Origin of the sequence: Streptomyces sp. NPDC047971, assembly GCF_040653355.1 — a bacterium.
In the GTDB taxonomy this organism is placed as follows: Bacteria; Actinomycetota; Actinomycetes; order Streptomycetales; family Streptomycetaceae; genus Streptomyces.
Genome location: NZ_JBEZNW010000015.1, coordinates 19,132 through 37,802, shown reverse-complemented (window position 1 = coordinate 37,802; position 18,671 = coordinate 19,132). Strand labels below are relative to the sequence as shown.

16 protein-coding genes are annotated in these 18,671 nt (G+C 70.9%); 5 read left to right on the top strand and 11 right to left on the bottom strand.

The features are described 5' to 3' along the window. Window positions 1–42: 42 nt before the first annotated feature. The 4 genes from AB0D99_RS16510 to AB0D99_RS16495 all read right to left on the bottom strand — a co-directional run bounded on the left by AB0D99_RS16510 (window position 43) and on the right by AB0D99_RS16495 (window position 4,250). Window positions 43–1,461: a VWA domain-containing protein gene (locus AB0D99_RS16510; RefSeq protein WP_362361562.1), complete on the bottom strand. Its 1,419-nt coding sequence runs from the start codon at window positions 1,459–1,461 to the stop codon at window positions 43–45. Further along, window positions 1,458–2,876: a hypothetical protein gene (locus AB0D99_RS16505; RefSeq protein ID WP_362361559.1), complete on the bottom strand. Its 1,419-nt coding sequence runs from the start codon at window positions 2,874–2,876 to the stop codon at window positions 1,458–1,460. The genes AB0D99_RS16510 and AB0D99_RS16505 overlap by 4 nt, the downstream gene beginning before the upstream one ends. Next, window positions 2,846–3,367: a hypothetical protein gene (locus AB0D99_RS16500; RefSeq protein WP_362361846.1), complete on the bottom strand. Its 522-nt coding sequence runs from the start codon at window positions 3,365–3,367 to the stop codon at window positions 2,846–2,848. The genes AB0D99_RS16505 and AB0D99_RS16500 overlap by 31 nt, the downstream gene beginning before the upstream one ends. A 289-nt stretch (window positions 3,368–3,656) precedes the next feature. Beyond that, window positions 3,657–4,250 (bottom strand): TetR/AcrR family transcriptional regulator, encoded by a 594-nt coding sequence (locus AB0D99_RS16495; protein WP_362361556.1) that lies wholly within the window; start codon window positions 4,248–4,250, stop codon window positions 3,657–3,659. A gap of 144 nt (window positions 4,251–4,394) precedes the next feature. On the opposite strand from AB0D99_RS16495, the gene AB0D99_RS16490 reads away from it, so the two are divergent. From AB0D99_RS16490 to AB0D99_RS16480, 3 genes are all read left to right on the top strand, one after another. Beyond that, the gene (locus AB0D99_RS16490; protein ID WP_362361553.1) at window positions 4,395–4,829 is read left to right on the top strand and encodes a hypothetical protein; all 435 of its coding nucleotides are present in this window, start codon (window positions 4,395–4,397) and stop codon (window positions 4,827–4,829) included. Between the two features lie 273 nt (window positions 4,830–5,102). Beyond that, the gene (locus AB0D99_RS16485) at window positions 5,103–6,386 is read left to right on the top strand and encodes a family 16 glycosylhydrolase (protein ID WP_362361550.1); all 1,284 of its coding nucleotides are present in this window, start codon (window positions 5,103–5,105) and stop codon (window positions 6,384–6,386) included. A gap of 223 nt (window positions 6,387–6,609) precedes the next feature. After that, the gene (locus AB0D99_RS16480; protein ID WP_362361547.1) at window positions 6,610–8,802 is read left to right on the top strand and encodes a discoidin domain-containing protein; all 2,193 of its coding nucleotides are present in this window, start codon (window positions 6,610–6,612) and stop codon (window positions 8,800–8,802) included. 70 nt (window positions 8,803–8,872) lie between these two features. Here the strand turns inward: AB0D99_RS16480 and AB0D99_RS16475 are convergent, their stop codons facing one another. Genes AB0D99_RS16475 through AB0D99_RS16460 form a run of 4 tightly spaced genes read right to left on the bottom strand, consistent with a single transcriptional unit; the run spans window position 8,873 to window position 13,478 of the window. Next, window positions 8,873–10,249, bottom strand: coding sequence for a GH1 family beta-glucosidase (locus AB0D99_RS16475; protein ID WP_362361544.1), 1,377 nt, complete (start codon window positions 10,247–10,249; stop codon window positions 8,873–8,875). 37 nt (window positions 10,250–10,286) lie between these two features. Then, window positions 10,287–11,126 carry a carbohydrate ABC transporter permease gene (locus tag AB0D99_RS16470; RefSeq protein ID WP_362361843.1) on the bottom strand — a complete coding sequence of 280 codons (840 nt, stop codon included), beginning with the start codon at window positions 11,124–11,126 and terminating at the stop codon, window positions 10,287–10,289. A gap of 31 nt (window positions 11,127–11,157) precedes the next feature. Further along, complete coding sequence (locus tag AB0D99_RS16465) at window positions 11,158–12,150, bottom strand: sugar ABC transporter permease (protein ID WP_362361541.1); 993 nt, start codon at window positions 12,148–12,150, stop codon at window positions 11,158–11,160. Between the two features lie 14 nt (window positions 12,151–12,164). After that, entirely contained in the window at window positions 12,165–13,478 is a 1,314-nt protein-coding gene (locus tag AB0D99_RS16460; RefSeq protein ID WP_362361537.1) for an extracellular solute-binding protein, read from the bottom strand. Between the two features lie 185 nt (window positions 13,479–13,663). On the opposite strand from AB0D99_RS16460, the gene AB0D99_RS16455 reads away from it, so the two are divergent. Further along, window positions 13,664–14,986 (top strand): ROK family protein, encoded by a 1,323-nt coding sequence (locus tag AB0D99_RS16455; protein ID WP_362361534.1) that lies wholly within the window; start codon window positions 13,664–13,666, stop codon window positions 14,984–14,986. A 6-nt stretch (window positions 14,987–14,992) separates the two neighbouring features. Here AB0D99_RS16455 and AB0D99_RS16450 read toward each other — a convergent pair whose 3' ends face one another. The 3 genes from AB0D99_RS16450 to AB0D99_RS16440 form a co-directional block, all read right to left on the bottom strand. Next, window positions 14,993–16,000 (bottom strand): HEAT repeat domain-containing protein, encoded by a 1,008-nt coding sequence (locus AB0D99_RS16450; RefSeq protein WP_362361531.1) that lies wholly within the window; start codon window positions 15,998–16,000, stop codon window positions 14,993–14,995. Between the two features lie 3 nt (window positions 16,001–16,003). Beyond that, window positions 16,004–16,678: a HEAT repeat domain-containing protein gene (locus tag AB0D99_RS16445; RefSeq protein WP_362361528.1), complete on the bottom strand. Its 675-nt coding sequence runs from the start codon at window positions 16,676–16,678 to the stop codon at window positions 16,004–16,006. 110 nt (window positions 16,679–16,788) lie between these two features. Beyond that, complete coding sequence (locus AB0D99_RS16440; RefSeq protein ID WP_362361525.1) at window positions 16,789–17,736, bottom strand: alpha/beta hydrolase; 948 nt, start codon at window positions 17,734–17,736, stop codon at window positions 16,789–16,791. Window positions 17,737–18,207: 471 nt separating this feature from the next. Here AB0D99_RS16440 and AB0D99_RS16435 point away from each other — a divergent pair, with 471 nt between their 5' ends. After that, window positions 18,208–18,612: a hypothetical protein gene (locus AB0D99_RS16435; RefSeq protein WP_362361522.1), complete on the top strand. Its 405-nt coding sequence runs from the start codon at window positions 18,208–18,210 to the stop codon at window positions 18,610–18,612. Window positions 18,613–18,671: the final 59 nt, after the last annotated feature.

Sequence of the window (18,671 nt, the reverse complement as noted above, 5' to 3'; positions counted from 1 at the left end):
TTTTGGGGGCCGCCGGTCATGGGGCGGCGCGGGCAGGAGCGGTCAGGTGAGGAAGTTCTTCAGCTCGTGGACGAGCTTGCGGATGTGGCCGGAAAGCACGGGAGTGCCCTGGTCCTTGAACCGCTCCCGGAACCACGGGTTGACGCTGCCTCGCCCGGCGCTCGTCACCGAGCCGACCGGGATGAACTTGGCCCCGGAGCGATGCACGGCGGCCATGGAGGCGAAGAGTTCCTCGCCGCGCCATTCGTAGAAGTCGGAGATCCACACCACGACGGTGTTCCGGGGCTCGGCGATCTTCGGCTGGGCCAGTGCCATGGCCACGGTGCCGTCCGTGCCGCCGCCGAGCTGGGTGCGCAGGAGCGTCTCGAAGGGATCGTGGACCCAGGGAGTGAGGTCGAGGGCCTGGGTGTCGTACGCGATGAGGTGGACGTCGACCTTCGGCAGCCCGGCGAAGATCGAGGCGAGGATGGTGCAGTTCACCATCGAGTCGACCATCGAGCCCGACTGGTCGACGACCACGATCAGCCGTTGGGGCGTCGTCTTGCGAGCCGTGTGCCGGTAGTAGAGGCGGTCGACGTACAGCCGCTCCTCCTCCGGGCTCCAGTTGGTGAGGTTCTTCCAGATCGTCCGGTTCACATCCAGGTTCCGGAAGACGCGCTTGGGCGGGATAGAGCGGTCCAGTTCCCCGACGGACGCCTTCTCGACCTGCGTACGCAGCACCTCGGCGACCTCGTCGACGAACCGTCGGATCAGTGCCTTGGCGTTCGCGAGCGCCACACCGGAGAGGTTGTTCTTGTCCCGCAGCAGCTGCTCGATCAGCGACATGCTGGGCGTGAGCCGGGACGCCAGCTTCGGGTCGGCCAGCACCTCCCGCAGGTGCATGCGCTTGACGAGATCCGCCTCGATGGCGCCGAGCTCCGGTCCGATCTGGGGAATCAGCCGGCTCAGGTCCGGCGTGCCGCCGCCGACTCCGGTGCCGTGGGGGCTGACACCGGGAGCGCCCGCTCCCGCGCGACCTCCGCGCAGGTCACCGGGCCGGCATCCGAGGGCGCGCTCCAGCCATCCCGCGTCGGACTGCCAGCCGGCGAGGTGCCCCGCGCTGACGGATCCGGAGGGCGACGCGAACACGTTGAGCAGGACCTTCGACAGCAGGGCGGCGCGCCGTACCTCCGCCGCGCGGTCGCGCGGCCCGTCGCCGTCCTGGTGCAGCATCAGCCCGTCGAACTCGTCGGCCAGTTCGGGGTGGCGCTGGACGACGGAGTCGACGGACGCCTGCGGGTCCAGCAGGCCGGGCGGCAGCCCGATGTCCTCGACGACGGCGAGGCTCGCGGATTCCAGACCGGGCTGCTCCTCGGGGTCGAAGAGGCGCGCGAGCAGGCGCCAGTACAGCACCTGGCGGCGGTTCTCGTCCGAGTCGGCCGACGGGCCCTCGGGGATCGGGTCGGGTGTGGGGTCGGTCATCCGCGCAGCAGCCTTCCCGCTCGCTCCCGCAGCACGGCCACGGCGTCGGTGGCGGCCTTCTCGCCCTTGACGCCCGCCTTGTCGGTGGTTCCTCCGGCCCATGCCCCCGCATGGATCGCGAGGCTCTTCTTCCGCACGGTCGTCTCGACGGCGAGCGGCTGTACGCGGAAGGCTCCGGCGTCCCAGCGCAGGAGGCCGATGCATGCCCCGGACGCGGCGACGTTCTCGGGGGTGAGAGGTCCGGCGGCCGGGATGCGGTCGGCGTCGACGGCGAGTGGCTGACCCGCGACCGCGAACGTCAGCCCGTCCGCCTCCTGGGACACGGCATACCCCTCGAGGAACACCGGGACGGCGATCCGGGCGGGATGGCGGTCCAGTGGTGCGGGGGCGGAGCCGACGGCCGTCGGCAGCACGACCCGGGCGGTGACGAAGGGGTCGGCCGGTGCGCCCGCGCGGGCGAGGGCGTCGTCCCAGAGGAGGTCTCCCTCGGCCGTGATCGGCATCCCGTCCAGGTCCATCGTCCCGCCCTCGCCGACAGCGGTGAGGAGCGACATGTGCGGCCGGAGGAGCTGCCACAGTCCCGCACCGACGACGGTGTCCGGCTTCGGCGCGGAGACGGAGGCGCGCACCAGGCGCGCGGCGCCCCCGTCGGAGGGCTCCAGCACGGCATGGACCTGCGCCTGCACGGCCGTCGCGTGCTCGTGGAGATCGACGCCGAGCGGAAGGAGACGACCGCTCACGGTGCCGGTGGCCGGCAGGTCGGCCGCTCCGGGGAGCGTCAGGAGCAGGGCGCGCGACCACAGGTCGGCCCAGCGGCGCTCCGGGACCCGGTCGAGCGCGGCGCCGGGGCAGCAGGCCGCGAGTTCGGTGGCGAAGCCGTCCAGCAGGACCGCGAGGCGGCGCAGCGACGGGTCCGGCAGCATCGCCGAGACCACGGGGGCGGCACCGGTCACGATCTCGTGGTCCAGCCCCCGCCAGCCGGTGCGCGCGAGGTCGCACAGCCATGACCGGGCGGCCGCCAGCACGTTGACCGGCTCGCCGCCGGGGGCCGGCTGGGCCGCGTCGTGGGCGGCCGGCCGGCCGGTCGCCGCGGTCACCCGCTCGGCGAGCGCGTCGTGGACGGAGCCGAGGAGGGCGGTGCGGGCGGCGGCGAGAGCGAGGAAGTGCTCCTCCCCGGCGGCGCCCGCGGCGGTCTTCTCGGCCGCCTCGCCGACCCGGGAGGCGAGCGGGGTGCCGGCGACGGCGTCGGCGAACGCCATCAGGTCACCGGCCTGAGCCGCGCGGGGGCGCAGGAGGCCGTCGGTCAGAAGGGCGTCGAACCCGGCGACGGCGGTGATCGCCTCGTCCAGACCGGGAACGGGCTCGGTGAGCAGGTCGGCATGCATCAGGCCACCTCTCGGGTCGGCGGGAACCACTGCATCTCGGGCAATGGACCGGTCGACGCCTGCAGTTCGAGGTAGGACAGGTGGCGCAGGAAGCGGCTGAACACGGGCGCCGCGGCAGCGGTTCCGCCGGCCGCAGCGGACGGGCGCGTGGCGCACATGGCGTTCGTGACGCCCGCCGCGTTCAGATCGTCCGCCGGGTCGACCTTCAGATACCGGGCGACGCGCTCGGCTCCGTACTGCAGCACCGCCTCGCCGATGAGGGCCCGGATGTGGTTGCAGAAGGAGCCACGGGCGCCGCCGCAGGGCCGGTTGTTGTTCGTGCTGCACGCGAACGCGTAGTCGCCGACGGCGACCGAAGAGACGTAGACCCGGGCGATGTCCGATCCGCTGGACACGACACCCTGCAGGCGCCCGTCGGCCAGCTCGACGAAGGGAACCTTGGCCAGTTTCCGTGGGCGGGCGGGCTGCAGCACCCGCGTCAGACTCGAAGTCTCCCAGTGGGACAACGCAGATCTCCTCAGGGCATGGGAGGGGTAAGGGAAGGCCCGCGCCTGATCGGCGGGACAAGAAAGAACCTAGTGGCGACCACTGACATCGCCCCTGCGGGGGACGGGAGCGAGACGCGAGCGACCAACGGCCGAGGCGCGTCCGGGGCCCGGGCTCAGGGGCCGGCCGGCTCGGTGGCGGCCCGTAGGGGGCGGAAGGCGCTGAGCGTTCGTCATGGTCGCTATCGCGCCATCGGGTTCCTCGGTCACGACCGTGATCCGGATGGCGCCGAAGGCCGGGAAGTCGTCGGCTGCCTCCGGAAGGTCAGGAGGACCGCTCGTCGGCCGGCCCGGCGGCCCCGATGCCGGCGATCAGCGTGTCGAGGCCGTGCTTGATGCGGTCCACGTCCCAGCCGCGCTCGGTGCGTTGATGGTCGAAGAGGCCCGGCGTGTACGCCATGAGGAGCAGATCCGCCAGGTAGGCGGCATCCGCGCCGGGGGCGAGCTCCGCGACCATGCCCGTGATCTGCTCATGGTGCCGGCGGAAGGGGGCGCTGCTGTAGCGCCCCGCCGGCGCGCTCGCCTCGGCCAGGAGCAGCAACTCCCTGTTGTCGTCCACGAGGTCGGCCATGCCGTGCAGAAAGGCACGCAGCCGGTCGTGGGCCGACAGGATCGCATCCCCGCAGTGCCGCCGGAAATCCTCCTGGAAGCGGGTCTCGTTGTCCTCGATCAGCGCGTAGACGAGCCCGGCTCGGTTGTGGAAGCGGCGGTAGACCGTGCCGACGCCCACCCCGGCCTCCCTGGCCACCGCGTCCAGGGAGAGGTCGGCGAAGCCGTCCGTCGCGAGCAGGTGGCGAGCGGCGCCGAGGATGCGGAGGCGATTGCGGGCGGCGTCGGCGCGCTCGGTGGGGGCGGTCATGCGGAGCAGCGTAGCGGAGAAGTCTCCGGTTGACTCTTGGAAATCGGAGAGGTCTCCGTTTAATGTGACGACACCTCAAGCGGAGAAGGCTCCGTTTGAGGTGTCGGATACTCAACACACCTCGCTCGCAGGGAGATTCACGCCATGACGACCATCGACACCTCCTCCGCTCCTCTCCTCGACGGCCAGGCGATCGGGATCGCCTACCACGCGATCGCCGCCGTGCGGGATCGTCTCCTCGCCGCCTCGGGGCTGACCTTTCATCAGTCCGTGGCGCTCAATGCCGTCGCGGCCGGGCTCGACCGGGCCGACGCCGTCGACCGTCTGGTCGCGACCCTCAAGGTCGGCGAGCCGGAAGCGCGCGCCCTGCTCGACGAACTCGCCGACGCCGGGCTGATCGACGGCCCCCGCGTGGCCGTCACCGACAAGGGGGCGAGCCTCCGGCGGGAGTTCGCGGACGCCGTGGCCGGACTGACCGAGCGGCTGTACGGGGAGATTCCCGTGGCCGAGCGCGAGGTGGCGGCCCGCGCGCTGGCCCATGTCACCGCGAGGGCGAACGCCGAACTCGCCGGCTTGTAGGCGCCTGCCGGGTCTCGGCCCGTGCGGGTGGCCCGAGCCGAGGGCCTCTCGTGCGGGCGGGGTCTGTGCCCTGGTGCCGGTGTGGCCGGAGTTCATCAAGGGTGCGCAGGTCCATACCAAAACCCTTGACGGCTCTCTTAGTTCACTTCTTAAATCATGGGTGCAACAAAGCGGTCCGGCGTCCCGCACCGTCGAGGCGGCTCCGCCCGTTGCCGCTGAATGTCATGAGCATGACTTTCAGTGCGTCCCCCACACCCGACGGAAGAGAGAGCCATGCACTCCTCCCGCTCACCACGGCGCCTGCTGTCCTCCGCCGCGACGGCCCTCGCGCTCGCCGCGCTCTGCCTCGGCCTCACCGCCCCCACACCGGGCGCCTCCGCGTCCCCCGATCGCGGCACCGCGCTCCGGCCCGCCGCCGAAGCGGCCGCCGTCACGTTCTCCGACGACTTCGACGGGCCCGCGGGCTCCGCCGTGGACGGAACCCGGTGGCAGATCGAGACCGGCGACAACGTCAACAATCACGAGCGGCAGTACTACACGGCCGGCAACAGCAACGCCGCACTCGACGGCCAGGGCCATCTCGTGATCACCGCGCGCAAGGAGAACCCCGGCAACTACCAGTGCTGGTACGGCCGGTGCGAGTACACCTCGGCCCGGCTGAACACCGCGGGCCGGTACACCGCGCAGTACGGCCACGTGGAAGCCCGGATGAAGGTCCCGCGCGGGCAGGGCATGTGGCCCGCCTTCTGGATGCTCGGGAACGACCTCGGTCAGATCGGCTGGCCCGACTCGGGCGAGATCGACATCATGGAGAACGTCGGCTTCGAGCCCTCCACGGTCCACGGCACCCTGCACGGCCCCGGATACTCCGGCGCGGGCGGCATCGGCGCCGCGTACACGCTGCCCGGTGGGCAGGTCTTCGCCGACGCGTTCCACACCTTCGCCGTCGACTGGTCGCCCGGCCGGATCACCTGGTCCGTGGACGGCACCGTCTACCAGACCCGTACCCCGGCCGATCTCGGCGGACGGCAGTGGGTCTTCGACAAGCCCTTCTTCCTGATACTCAACCTGGCGGTCGGCGGCTACTGGCCGGGCGACCCCGACGGGTCCACCGTCTTCCCCCAGCAGCTGGTGGTCGACCACGTCCGCGTCACCACGGGCGACACCCCCACGACAGGCGGTCCCATCACCGGGATCGGCGGCAAGTGCGTCGACGTCGCCGCGGCGGGAACGGCCAACGGCACGGCGGTCCAGCTGTACGACTGCAACGGAACCGCCGCCCAGCGGTGGACCGTCGGCGCGGACGGAACGATCAGGGCGCTGGGTAAGTGCCTCGACGTCGCCTCCGGCGGCACCGCGGACGGCACCGTGGTCCAGCTGTGGGAATGCAACGGCACGGCCGCCCAGCGCTGGGACGCCAACGCCGCTCGGGACATCGTGAACCCGCAGGCCGGCAAGTGCCTGGACGCGACCGGCAACAGCTCGGCCAACGGCACCCGCCTGCAGATCTGGACCTGCGCGGGCGGGGCCAACCAGAAGTGGACGGTGACCCGGTGACCGGCCTCCGTCGGGGTGTCCGCGCTTCGCGCCGCCGCGAAGCCGGGGTGCCCCCGGGCGCCCCGACCCGGGTCGGCGACACTGCTTCGCCGACTTAATGAAAGACCTAAGAAAAGTGCGGTCGGAGTCATTGACCCGGGCTTGACCGGCGGGCAGGGTGCGGGAGAGCGCTCTCTCGCACCTTCTCCGCCTACTCCAACTCCCTTGACGAGGAGACCTCTTCATGCCCGTTGTCGGCCTACCCGTGGCGACATCGCCACACCGTCCACGCCCCGCCGCACCGCACCGAGGCGTCGCGGCGGCCGTCGTGACCGCCCTCGTGGCGGCGCTGCTCGCACTCCTCCCGGCCCCCGCCGCCCACGCCGCGCCGGTGCTGCTCTCCCAGGGCAAGCCGGTCACCGCCTCCAGTCAGGAGAACGGCGCCACGACAGCCGCCGGCGCCGTCGACGGCGACCTCGGCACGCGCTGGTCCAGCGCGTTCGCCGACCCCCAGTGGCTCCAGGTGGACCTCGGCGCGCCGACGGTCCTCGACCGCGTCGAACTGCGCTGGGAGGCCGCCTACGCGACCGCCTACAGGATCGAGATCTCCGCGGACGGCACCACCTGGTCGACGGTGCACGCCACGACCGCCGGCACCGGCGGCTCCGAGACGGTCGCCGTCTCCGGAACCGCGCGCCACGTCCGGATGCAGGGCCTCACCCGCGCCACCGGATACGGCTACTCCCTCTGGGAGTTCCAGGTGTACGGCACCACGGACGGCGGACCGATGCTCCCCGGCGGTGGCGACCTGGGCCCGAACGTCCACATCATCGACCCCTCCACGCCCGGCATCCAGGCCAAGCTCGACCAGGTCTTCCAGCAGCAGGAGTCGGCCCAGTTCGGTACCGGCCGACACGCCTTCCTCTTCAAGCCGGGCACCTATGACGGCCTCAACGCCCAGATCGGCTTCTACACCCAGATCGCCGGTCTCGGGCTGCGCCCCGACGACACCACCTTCAACGGCGACGTGACCGTCGACGCCGGGTGGTTCGACGGCAACGCGACCCAGAACTTCTGGCGTGCCGCGGAGAACCTGGCGCTCAACCCCGTCAACGGCACCAACCGCTGGGCCGTCTCGCAGGCGGCCTCCTTCCGTCGGATGCACGTCAAGGGCGGCCTCAACCTGGCCCCGAGCGGCTACGGATGGGCCAGCGGCGGCTACATCGCCGACAGCAGGATCGACGGCACGGTCGGTCCGTACTCCCAGCAGCAGTGGTACACCCGCGACAGCGCGGTCGGCGGCTGGACCAACGGCGTGTGGAACATGACCTTCTCCGGTGTGGAGGGCGCTCCGGCGACGAGCTTCCCCGACCCGCCGTACACCACCCTCGACACCACCCCGATCTCCCGCGAGAAGCCCTTCCTCCACCTCGACGGCGGCGAGCTGAAGGTCTTCGCGCCCGCCAAGCGCACCAACGCGCGCGGCGTCAGCTGGGCGAACGGAACACCGCAGGGCGAGTCGATCCCGCTCAGCCGCTTCTACGTCGTCAAGCCGGGCACCACGGCGGCCACGATGAACGCCGCCGTCGCCCAGGGCCTGCACCTGCTCTTCACCCCGGGCGTCTACCACGTCGACCGGACCATCGACATCAACCGGGCGGGCACCATCGTGCTCGGCCTCGGCCTCGCCACGATCATCCCCGACAACGGTGTCACCGCGATGCGCGTCGCCGACGTCGACGGCGTCCGCCTCGCCGGCTTCCTGATCGACGCGGGCCCGGTCAACTCCCCGACCCTGCTGGAGATCGGCCCCCAGGGGGCCTCCGCCGACCACGCCGCCAACCCCACCACGGTCCAGGACGTCTACCTCCGCATCGGCGGCGCGGGCCCGGGCAGGGCGACCACGAGCATGGTCGTCAACAGCGACGACACGATCATCGACCACACCTGGGTCTGGCGGGCCGACCACGGCGAGGGCTGGGGCTGGGAGACCAACCGCGCGGACTACGGCGTCCGTGTCAACGGGGACGACGTCCTGGCCACCGGTCTGTTCGTCGAACACTTCAACAAGTACGACGTCGAGTGGTACGGCGAGCGCGGCCGCACGATCTTCTTCCAGAACGAGAAGGCGTACGACGCGCCCGATCAGGCCGCCATCCAGAACGGCCCGACCAAGGGCTACGCCGCCTACCGCGTCGACGACTCCGTCGACGTCCACGAAGGCTGGGGGATGGGCAGCTACTGCTACTACAACGTGGACCCGACGATCCGCCAGGACCACGGATTCAAGGCCCCGGTGAAACCGGGAGTGAGGTTCCACAGCCTGCTCGTCGTCTCACTCGGCGGCAACGGCCAGTACGAGCACGTCATCAACGACATCGGCGCACCGACCTCGGGTACGTCGACCGTCCCGTCCAAGATCGTCTCCTTCCCCTGACCGGAGGAGCACGGAAAGGGCCCCGCCCACCGGTCGCATCCGGTGGGCGGGGCCTTTCCACGCGCCGTGCTCAGCTGCCCGAGGCGGCCGCCCTGTGGGCCCGGATGATCTCCGCGTACCGGTGACCGCTCGCCTTGACCGTGCGGGCCTGGGTCGCGTAGTCGACGTGGACGAGGCCGAAGCGCTTGTCGTAGCCGTAGGCCCACTCGAAGTTGTCCAGGAGGGACCAGGCGTAGTACCCCGCCAGCGGAGCACCCTTGCGGACCGCCCGGGCGCAGGCCGCGATGTGCTGCTCCAGGTACCGGATCCGGTCCTGGTCGTGCACGGACCCGTCGGGGCCCACGGCGTCGGGGAACGCGGAGCCGTTCTCGGTCACGTAGAGCCGCCGTACCCCGTAGTCGTCGGTCAGCCGCAGCAGGAGCGCCTCGAGCCCCCCGGCGTCGATCTCCCAGTCCATGCCGGTGCGCGGAACGCCGGCGAGACGCACCTCCCTGGCGTACGGGACGGGACCCGCGGGGTCGTCCTCGACGGTGGCCGGGAAGTAGTAGTTCAGGCCGTGCCAGTCGAGCGGTGCGGCGATCGTCTCCGGGTCACCGGCGTGCTCCGGCAGCTCGACCCCGTACAGCTCGCGCATGTCGGCGGGGAAGCCGCGCCCGTAGACCGGGTCGAGCCACCAGCGGTTGGTGTGTCCGTCCATGCGGACGGCAGCCGCGATGTCCTCGGGGCGCGTGGTGGCGGCCTCGACGGTGGAGTGGTTGGTGACCAGGCCGACCCGTGCGCCGGGGGCGGCCGCACGCAGGGCCTGGGTGGCCAGGCCGTGGCCCAGCAGGAGGTGGTAGGAGGCGTGGACGGCGGCCGTCAGGTCGGTCAGACCCGGGGCCATCCGGCCTTCCAGATGGCCGATCCACCCCGAGCAGAGCGGCTCGTTGAGGGTGGCCCACTGGGTGACCCGGTCACCGAGCCGGCCGGCGACGGCGGAGGCGTACGCGGCGAGTCGCTCGGCGGTCTCGCGTGAGGTCCAGCCGCCCCGGTCCTGGAGGACCTGGGGCAGGTCCCAGTGGTAGAGGGTCACGGACGGGGTGATCCCGGCGGCGAGGAGTCCGTCGACCAGGCGGTCGTAGAAGTCGAGCCCGGCGGTGTTGACCCGGCCGTCCCCGCCGGGGACGACGCGCGGCCAGGCGACGGACAGCCGGTACGCGTCGGTGCCGAGCCGCTTCATGAGCGCGATGTCCTCGGGCCACCGGTGGTAGTGGTCGCAGGCGATGTCGCCGTGGTCGTCGTTGTCGACCTTGCCGGGGGTGTGGGAGAACGTGTCCCAGATGGAGGGGGACCTGCCGTCCTCCGCGACGGCCCCCTCGATCTGGTAGGCCGATGTGGCCGTGCCCCAGACGAAGTCACGGGGGAGGGCGGCGAGTTCGCCGGACAGCTGGTCGGTCGTTTCGGACACGGAGATCCTCTCGGAGGCGTGCTGGTGGCAGAGGGGGCTACTTGACCGCTCCGGCGGTGAGCCCGGTGACGAGGTACCGCTGCAGGAGGAGGAAGCCGGCGACGACGGGCACGCTCACGACGAGGGAGGCGGCCATGACCTGGTTCCAGTACACGTCGTTCTGGGTCGAGTAGCCCTGGAGGCCCACCGCGAGGGTGCGGGTGGCGTCGTTGGTCATCACCGAGGCGAACAGCACCTCGGCCCAGGCGGTCATGAAGGCGTAGACGGCGACGGCGACGATGCCGGGGACGGCCGCGGGCACGATCACCCGGAACAGCGCGCCGAGCGGACCGCAGCCGTCGACCTTGGCCGCCTCGTCCAGGTCGCGGGGCACCGAGTCGAAGTACCCGATGAGCATCCAGATCGAGAACGGCAGGGAGAAGGTGAGATAGGTGAGGATGAGGCCGCCGCGGGAGCCGAAGAGCGCGATCCCGGTGGCGTTGCCGATGTTCACGTAGATGAGGAACAGCGGCAGCAGGAAGAGGATGCCGGGGAACATCTGGGTCGACAGCACCGTGACCGTGAAGACCTGCCTGCCGCGGAAGGAGTACCGGCTCACGGCGTAGGCGGCGAAGACGGCGATGACCACCGAGCAGACGGTCGCCGAACCTGCCACGATCAGGGAGTTCATGAAGTAGTCGGCGAGCGGGACCGTCTCCCAGATGTCGACGTACGGACGGATCGTGAGATCCGTGGGGATCCACCGGAACTTGCCCGAGACGTCCTGGAGCGGTTTCACCGAGCTGGAGACCATGACGTACACCGGCAGCAGGACGAATCCGGTGAGCAGGGTCAGGAAGATCCGTCGGCTCCACAGGAAGGACCGCGGCGGGGCCATGGGGGAGCGCGGCGGACGGCGCAGGGTGCCCTCAGACATCGCCCGTCCTCCTTCCTCGGGAGGTGGCCAGGAGGTAGCCGCCCGTCACGGCGAGCAGGAAAAGCAGCAGCAGGACGGACATGGCCGCGCCCGTACCGAAGTTCCAGGTCTGGAACGAGGACTGGTAGATGTGGATCGCGATCAGGTCGGCCGCCTCGGGCGCCGCCTTGCCGAACAGCACGAACGGCGTGTTGAAGTCGTTGAACGTCCACAGGAACAGCACCAGGACGAGCACCTGGTTGACCGGGCGCAGCGAGGGCAGGGTGATCCGGCGGATCTGCTGCCAGACCCCCGCGCCGTCCAGGGCGGCGGCCTCGTAGATCTCCCGGGGGATGTTCTGCAGGCCGGCCATCATGATGAGGAAGGCGAAGGGCCAGCCCTTCCACACGGACACGACGAGCAGTGTCACGAAGCTGTTCTCGCCGATCAGCCAGAACGGCGGGGTGTCGGTCAGCCCCAGTTGGTCGTGGAGCACATGGTTCACCAGACCGTTGTCCCGCTGGAACATGAACGCCCAGGTGATGACGGCGGCGTAGACCGGCAGGGCGTACGGGACGAGGAAGAGGGTCCGCAGGACGCCCCGGCCGCGGAACGTCTCCTGGAGGAAGATCGCGGCGGCCGTGCCCAGCATCCAGCACAGTCCGACGGAGAGCAGGGTGAAGAGGCAGGTGGTGAGGAAGGAGCCGAGCAGCGCCCGGCCCACCGGCGCGTCGATGTCGACGGTGACGGCGTAGTTGTCGAAACCGGCCCACGGCGCGGTGCCCCAGTCACGGATGAAGAACTGGGTGAGTTCCTTGAAGCTCATGACGACGCCGATGACCATCGGCACCAGATGGACCAGGAGTTCGAGGGCGAGCGCGGGAAGCAGCAGCAGGTACGGCAGCGAGAGGCGGCGGAGCCGCCCGGGAGGGCGCGGCGGCCGCGCCCTCCCGGGGTGGGGCTTCGAAGCGGTCCGTCCCGCCGGTTCGATGGCGGTGGTGGTCATGTGGGTGTCCGTGCTCACTTCTTGGGCATCTGCTGCTGGGCCTTCTCGAGCTTGGCCCGCACCGTCTCGGTGGTCACCTCACGGCCGGCCGCCGCCTCGGCGAAGAGTTCCTTGACGGCGGTGCCGACGACCGTCTCGAACTGTGACTCCTCCGGGACCTGGGGGAGTGCGGCCGCGCTGGTGGCGAGGGTTTCGCGCAGGACGGTGAGGGCGGGGGTGTTGAAGGCCGGGTCCTGCTGGGCGGAGGAGACCGGCGGTATCGAGCCGTACGCCTTGTTGAGGATCTTCTGCTCCTCGTCACCGGTCATGAACTTCACGAACTCGAGGGCGCCGTCGATGTTCTTGGTGTTCTTGAAGACGGCCATGTTGATGCCGGCCGCCATGGAGTTCGTGGCCCTGCCCTGACCCGGCGTGCCGGACAGCACGGGAGCGGGGGCGACACCCCACTCGTCCTCCTTCATGCCCTGGGAGGCGAAGGTGGCGGAAGCGGTCTGCCAGAGCACCATGGCGGTCTTGTCGTTGGAGAAGTCGCTCAGGGACTGGTTCTGCGCGTACTCGGCGTTGCCCGGGGCGACGATCTTGTGCTCGGCCATCAGGTCGACGTACTGCTCGACCGCGGCGACGGCCCCGTCGGAGGTGAAGTCGGCCTTGCCGTCGGGGGTGAAGAAGTCCGCGCCGTGCTGCTTGCCGAGGACGAACACCTGGTGGATGTTGTTGGCGAGGTTGGAGCCCTCGACGCCGATCGCGTGCTTGCCGTCCTTGCTGAGCTTCTTGCCGGTGGCGACCAGCTCGTCCCAGGTCGCCGGCGGCTTCGTGACGCCCGCGTCCGCGAACATCTTCTTGTTGTAGTAGAGGGCGTACGCCATGGAGTACAGCGGGACGGCGGCGGGGTCCTGGCCCTGGATGCCGGTGGACGCGAGTGACGACGCCACGAAGCGGTCCTTGCCGCCGATCTTCTCGAAGTTCTTCGCGTCCCAGGGCAGCAGGGCGCCGCTGGACTGCAGGGAGGCGCTCCAGGTGTTGCCGATGTTGAGGACGTCGGGGCCCTGGCCGGAGGTGGTGGCGGTGAGGATGCGGTTGAGCAGGTCGCTCCAGGGGACGACCTCCAGCTTCACCTTGATCCCCGTCTGCTTCTCGAACTTGTCGAGCTCGGGCTGGAGGACCTCCTTGTCCACCTCGATGCTCGCGCCCTGGTTGGACGCCCAGTAGGTGAGAGTCCTGGGGTTCTCGTTGGATCCGGCGCCTGAGGTGCCGCCGCCACAGGCGGCCGCCGAGAGGACGAGGGAGAGCGTGACGGCGCCGACGACTGCGGCTCGGGTTCTGCGCATGACTCCAGAAGCCTTTCGTGGAGTGGCGGATCGCCCACGAGGGGGAACGGCGCAAGGTCCCGCGTTCAGTTCCCGAACAGCCTCAGGGCTTAATTTAGGATGTGAGTTAAACCTCAAGCGAAGGTCGCGTCAAGAGGCGTGACAGCGGTATGTTGCTTACCAGGACATGACGACGAGGGGGCACGGTGACAGTGCGCAGCGGCCGTACAGTGCGTGACCTGCGGCGGGAGAACCGCACCGCGGTGTTGCAACGGTTGTATTTCGACGGGCCGTTGAGCCGCTTCTCGCTCGGACCGGTCACCGGCCTGAGCTCGGGCTCCGTGAGTAACGTGGTGGCCGAACTGGTCGCCGAGGGCCTGGTGGAGGAGGCGGGCAGCGTCGACTCCGCCGGCGGCCGCCCCCGCACGCTGCTGCGCATCAGGCCGGACAGCGGATACATGGTCGGTGTGGACGTCGGGGAGACCCGGGTGCGGATCGAGCTCTTCGACCTCGCCCTCACCGAACTCGCCCGGGTCGAGCGGCCGTTGGAGACCCAAGGGGAGCGCCGGGTCGACCGCTACGACGTCGGGGTGGTCCTCGGCCACCTCCGGGAAGGCATCGCCGAGGTCCTGGAGCGGGCCGGCATCGCGGCGGAGCGCCTGCTCGGGGTCGGCATCGGCGTGCCGGGCATCGTCGCCAGGTCCGAGGACGACGGCGCCGTCGTGCACGGGCAGACCATCGGCTGGGACGCCGTACCGCTGGAGCGACTGCTGCGCGAGTCGCGACTGCTGCCCGACAACGTCCCCTACTCCATCGACAACGGCGCCAAGACCCTCGGCCAGGCGGAGATGTGGTTCGGCGCCGGGCGGGGCGCCCGCAACGCCGTCGTCGTCCTCTTCGGCTCCGGTGTCGGAGCGTGCGTCGTCGCCGACGACATGAAGCCGGGCCGGGCCGTCGAGTGGGGTCATCTGACCGTACGGGTACGGGGTCGCCGCTGCCGCTGCGGAGCCCAGGGCTGCCTGGAGGCGTACGCCGGCGCGGAGGCGCTGCTCCAGCGCTGGGCGGAGGCGGGCGGCCGCCCGCCCGAGGGCGCCGACGAGGAGACGGCGCTGACCGCGATGCTTGCCGCGGCCTATCCGCCTCCCGGACCCGACGGCGCCGTGCCGGAGGCCGACGGCACGGCGCTCGCGGTGCTGGAGGAGACCGCCGAGTACCTCGGCGCCGGCTTCTCCGACCTCATCAACCTCTTCCAGCCCGAGCGCATCCTCGTCGGCGGCTGGGCGGGCCTCCAACTCGGCGCCCGCTTCCTGGATTCCGTACGGGCCCACGCCACGTCCTACGCCCTGTCGTACCCGGCCGCGCACGTACGCATCGACCTCGGCACCCTCGGCCCGGACGCCGTCACCGTCGGCGCGGCGATCCTGCCGCTGGCGGACTTCTTCGCCCGAGGCGGCCGCCGCGCGGAGGCGAACCCGGAGGAGCAGCCGCCCGCCTGGCACACGACCCTCCAGGAACGGGCGGCTCAGTAGGAACCGCTATCGAGGCTCCTCGCGCCGTGCGAGGACGTACGCCGCGGTGAGCGCGACGGCACGGTCGTGGTCCTGCGCCAGTTCGGCCAGGGCACGAGCCGCGGTGGTTCCCGGGATGTCCGCGAGCGCCTGCGCGAGGCGCCGGCGCGCGGGCGAACCGGCGCTGCCGTGGGCGAGGCGGCCGACGAGCCCGGTGGCGCTCCGGTCCGCCGTCGCGGGATCACCGGCCAGTGCGCCGAGCGCGTCGGCGGCGTCGACGTCGTTCGACTCCTCGACGACCATGTCGATCAGCGTCGGGATCGCGTCGGCGGCCCCACGCGCCCCGAGTGCCAGGGCCGCGCAACGACGCACCACGACATCGGAGTTCGTGAGGGCCTCGCGAAGCAGCGCGGTCGCCTCGGCGTCCGGCACCTCGGCGATGGACCGCACGGCACGGTCTCGTACCTCGGCCTCCGAGGAGCCGAGACCCTCCGCCAGCAGGGCCAGGCCGTCGGCGCCCGCCTGCGCCAGCGCCCACCGGAGGGCTCCGGCGACGTTCGGGTCCGACTCGCTCAGCACCGCCTCGACCAGTGCTTCCACCGGCACCGGCCCCTCGTCGACCGAGGAGAGGGCCGCCCGCTGACGCTTCCCGGCGCTCTCCGACCCCAGGGCGTGGAGGAGCGCGACGATCTGCAGCACCTCCTCCCAGCCGGCGGGGTCCGCCGCGTCGATCCGGCGGAGCCGTGTGAGCAGCGCCGTCTCGCCGGCGATGCGCTCCCGAGTCCGGCGGATGAGGTCGTCGACGAGTTCCGCGGGCGCGAAGCCCGGATCGTCCAGGGCGGAGCCGACCTCACGCAACGACAGCCCCAGGGACCGCAGACTCTCGATGTGGAAGATGCGGCGGATGTCCTCGCCCGAGTACTCGCGATAGCCGGCGCCGGTCCGGCCGGTCGGCCGCACCAGGCCGAGCGACTCGTAATGCCTGAGCATGCGGGCGCTCACCCCGGACCGTCGCGCCACATCACCGATCAGCACTGCCTACCGCCCCTCCTCGCCCATGCCGCCGAGCGCCACGACACGCTTCGCCTCCTCGACGGCGAACTCGAACCCGGCGTCCGGGTCGTCCCACAGCCGCTCGGTGGCGAGCGCATGCCGACGGACCCGAGGGTCGGGATCCGTCATCGCCGCCCGCACCACCGGCAGGATCGTCTCACCGAGTGCGATGAGCGCGCGGCTCAGACTCAGCCGGGTCTCACGCTCGCCGCGCCCGAGCTGTGTCGCCAGCGCCCCGGCCAGCTCGGGCTCCTCACCCTCGGGTACGAGCACGACCGCCGCCCGCCAGGCGCTTCGCGCCACCTCGTCGTCGGCGTCGGTGAGCACGGCCCGGGTGATCGCCGGCCACGCCCGCCGGTCCCCGATCTTGGACAGCGTGTGCAGGGCCTGGCTCCGCGCCTGGGCGCGTGACGAGCGGACCGCGTCGAGCAGCGGGGGAACGGTCACCGACGGCGAGTGGCGCGTGAGTGCCCAGGTCAGCATCTCGCGGACGGAGAAATCGGGCTCGACCCCGCACCGCTCGACGAGTCTGCCGACGCACCGCGCGTCGGGGTTCGTGCCGACCGCGAGCGCCGCCCGCAGTCGTACCGACGAGCGGCTGTCCTCCAGCCCCTGAAGAGCCCGTACCGCCGTATCCGTGTCCTGCCTCGCCATGGTCATCCGGACCACCTCCTGCGCCCCACTGAAGACCTTGTCACCGTGTCAAGGTCAAGGAGCGGCGACGCCGCGAGAGCACCGGGCGACCTCCCGGCGTCCGTCACGTCAGGCGATCACACCGCGACCGCGGGCGAGACCCGCTCGACGGCCCGGAGGTACTCCCGCCCCTCCAGCGGTTCGTTCATGAGGAAGCGCATGCCCAGGTCCACGAGCTCCACCGGTCGCTCCACGGGCAGCATGTGGTCGGCGTCGGACACCACGGCGAGGTGGCTGTCGGCGCAGGTGGCGGCGAGGTCGCGGCATCGGTCGGGCGTGGTGAAGCTGTCGTGTTCGCCGGACGCCACCAGCACGGGCATCGGCGGCGGCTGGTGCCGGTCGAGCCCCTCGTGCCGGAGCAGACGCTGCGTGTTCGCGATGAACTGCGCCCTGTCGTGCGTGGTGAGGTTCTGCAGTCGGCGGCGGAGGAATCGCCGTACCCGCGTCCCCGCCACCACGGAGTCGACCGTGTCGAGGTTCATGAGCATGCCGAGCGTCACATCGGTGAACTCCTCGATCCGCTCGGCCTTGAGCAGTTCGACGCTCCGCCGGATCGGGCCCCGAGCCTGTTCCGGGATGTGCGTCATGGTGCCGATGAGCACCAGCTTCGCGACGAGCTCGGGACGCTTCTGCGCGAGCCGGTAGGCGACGGCGCTGCCGTAGGACCCGCCGAGGAGATTCACGGAGGTGAGGCCGAGGTCGTCGAGCATGTGGCCCAGGGCGTCCGCGAGGAAGTCGGATCCGTACCGCTCGGGCAGGACGGGGCTGGCTCCCCAGCCGGGCAGGTCGACGGTCAGCACGTCGGCGAAGTCCAGCAGTTCGCGTTCCAGTCGTCCCCAACTCTCCTTCGTCTGGAAGGCGCCGCCCACCAGGACCAGCGTTCCGATCCGCGAGGAACGGCCGCGGACGAACCGCGACTCGCATCGGAATCCGCCCCATTGATGGTGGGCGACGGTCACCTCGCCCGGACCGTCGGTCCGGGCGCCTGCCCGCACCCCCAGCGTGGAACCTGTCGCCAAAGCCATGAAACCCGCCCAAACTGAATGAACTTCACGAAGTCATGCGTGATCCGGCATCAGAACTGCCCATGCGGGCCGGGGTTGCGCACCGGGGGGTGCAACCGGCACCTGGTGGTACATAAAATGACGAATGGTCGAAACGGTGAACACTCGCCTCCCATCCGCCTATTACGGATAGGTCACCGATCCTACCGCTCCTTCCGTGGCCGCAGTCGTCGCGGCCCTCGCCCTGCGCATGGCGGCACCGTGGCGGACCGGGCGTCGCCCCCTCGCCCGAGTCGTCCGGCGGAAGTGATCTGCCTCACACGCTGTCACAAGCGGGGAGTGCGCGGTGTCTTGAGGTCGAACCCCGTGAGACGGAGAGGCCGAGAGATGACCGACCCCGCGAACCGAGAACGTCGTCGCCCACCGCGACCGGCTCTTCACGCCCCTGCGATGATCACGCGGCCACCGTCCCCACCACGAGAGGAGCCCATCATGGCCGGACCGGCGACGACGAAGCCGCGCGGTGTCACGTTTCTCAAGGTCGCGATCGGACTGCAGACCTTGACCCTCTTCTTCCAGGCGGCCACCGCGGGGATGCTGCTGTCGTCCGCCCACGGCGCCCTGTTGCACGACATCGGATCGCGCGTGATGTACGGCTCGTCCATGGTGTACGTGCTCGCCGCGGTGCTCGCGTGGCGCCCGGGCGGCGGCGGTCCGAGACCCATCCTGTACGCGACGGGCTTCCTCGCCCTGGCCTCGGTGCAGGTCGTGCTCGGCATCGCCCACATGCCGACGCTCCATGTCCCGCTGGGCGTCCTGATGTTCGGCCTCAGCACGCTGGCGCTGGGCCACGCACTGACCACGCGGGCGTGGGCGCGTCCCAGGGTGACGGCGTAGCCGCGGAGTCTCCCTGCGACCGCTCCGCGTCGCGCCTCGGCCGAAGTCCGGAATCGGTG